Consider the following 1634-nt stretch of genomic DNA (forward strand, 5'->3'; position numbering starts at 1 on the left):
CTGGCACTGCCCGCGCGCACCATCGGACTTTTCGCCCGGCATGCCCGGCCAGCCCGATTGGGTGATCGACTGCCGGGGCCTGGGCGCCCGCACGCAGTGGAGCGCGCTGCGCGGCGTGCGCGGCGAGGTCGTGCGCGTGCATGCGCCCGAGGTGACCCTGCGGCGGCCGACCCGCCTGGTGCATCCGCGCTACCCGATCTACATCGCCCCCAAGGAAGACCACCTGTTCGTGATCGGCGCGACCGAGATCGAATCGGACGACCTGTCGCCCGCCAGCGTGCGCTCGACCCTGGAGTTGCTGAGCGCGGCCTACGCGGTGCATTCGGGCTTTGCCGAGGCCCGCATCCTCGAAGTGGCCACGCAATGCCGCCCGACCCTGCCCGACAACCTGCCCGCCCTCCGCCAGGTGCGCCCGCGCGTGCTGGAGGTCAACGGCCTGTACCGCCATGGTTTCATGATCGCCCCGGCCATCCTCGACGCCGTCATGGAATGGCTGAACCAGGGACAATCGGCGCTGGCCTCCCGTTTCGATCTGGCCCTGCACCTCGACGAAGAGGCAGCCCTTTCCCCATGAACATCACCATCAACCAGACCGCCACGACCCTGCCGGAGCCTGCCACCGTAGCCGACGCGCTGGCCGCCATCGCCGCGCGCCCGCCCTTCGCCGTGGCCGTGAACACCGTTTTCGTTCCCAACACCCAGTACCACCTGCGCCAGCTTGCCGCGGGCGACCGGGTGGAAGTGATCTCGCCCGTGACGGGCGGCTGAGCACCATGCATTCCCCTTCCAACCCTTCCCGAGACAACGACGACGCCGATGCGCTGGTGCTGTACGGCCAGCGCTTTTCCAGCCGCCTGCTGCTGGGCACCGCCCGCTACCCATCGCCCAGCGTGCTCGAAGCCGCCGTGCAGCGCGCCCGGCCCGCGATGGTGACTGCCTCGCTGCGGCGCCAGGGCAGCAACGCCGCCGAGACCGGCAGCGGCTTCTGGGAGCTGCTGCGGCGCCTGGACGTGCCCGTGCTGCCCAACACCGCCGGCTGCCACAGCGTGCAGGAGGCCATCACCACCGCGCAGATGGCGCGCGAAGTGTTCGGCACGCCCTGGATCAAGCTGGAGCTGATCGGCGACGACTACACGCTGCAGCCCGACACGCTGAACTTGGTCGATGCCGCCTCGCAGCTGATCCGCGACGGCTTCCAAGTGCTGCCCTACTGCACCGAGGACTTGGTGCTGTGCCAGCGCCTCGTCGATGTGGGCTGCCAGGCGGTGATGCCCTGGGCCGCGCCCATCGGCACCGGCCGCGGCCCGGTCAACCCCTATGCGCTGCAGCTGCTGCGCGAGCGCCTGGACGTGCCCATGCTGGTGGACGCCGGCCTGGGCCTGCCCTCGCATGCCTGCCAGGTGATGGAATGGGGCTATGACGGCGTGCTGCTGAACACCGCCGTGGCCCTGGCGCAAGACCCGGTGGCCATGGCCGGCGCCTTCGCCGACGCCGTGCAGGCCGGCCGCACCGCCCGCCGTGCGGGCGCCATGGCCGCGCAGGAAGCCGCCCAGCCGAGCACCCCGGTGCTGGGCACCCCTTTCTGGCACCACGACCATGGCTGAGATGCTGCACGGAACCGCTTCGGGGCACGC

General features: G+C 70.9%; 3 protein-coding genes. All 3 read left to right on the forward strand.

Features of this window, described 5'->3' with window-relative positions; genetic code table 11:
* Positions 1–574 (forward strand): FAD-dependent oxidoreductase (locus AC27IQ_RS24055; protein ID WP_487091064.1); only part of this gene is annotated, 574 nt, incomplete at its 5' end.
* Positions 571–768 (forward strand): sulfur carrier protein ThiS, encoded by a 198-nt coding sequence (thiS, locus tag AC27IQ_RS24060; protein WP_284400028.1) that lies wholly within the window; start codon positions 571–573, stop codon positions 766–768. The genes AC27IQ_RS24055 and thiS, both read left to right, overlap by 4 nt.
* A gap of 5 nt (positions 769–773) precedes the next feature.
* Positions 774–1604 (forward strand): thiazole synthase, encoded by an 831-nt coding sequence (locus AC27IQ_RS24065; protein ID WP_487091065.1) that lies wholly within the window; start codon positions 774–776, stop codon positions 1602–1604.
* Positions 1605–1634 lie beyond the last annotated feature (30 nt).

Source organism: Acidovorax sp. KPB24-07 (assembly GCF_057543315.1).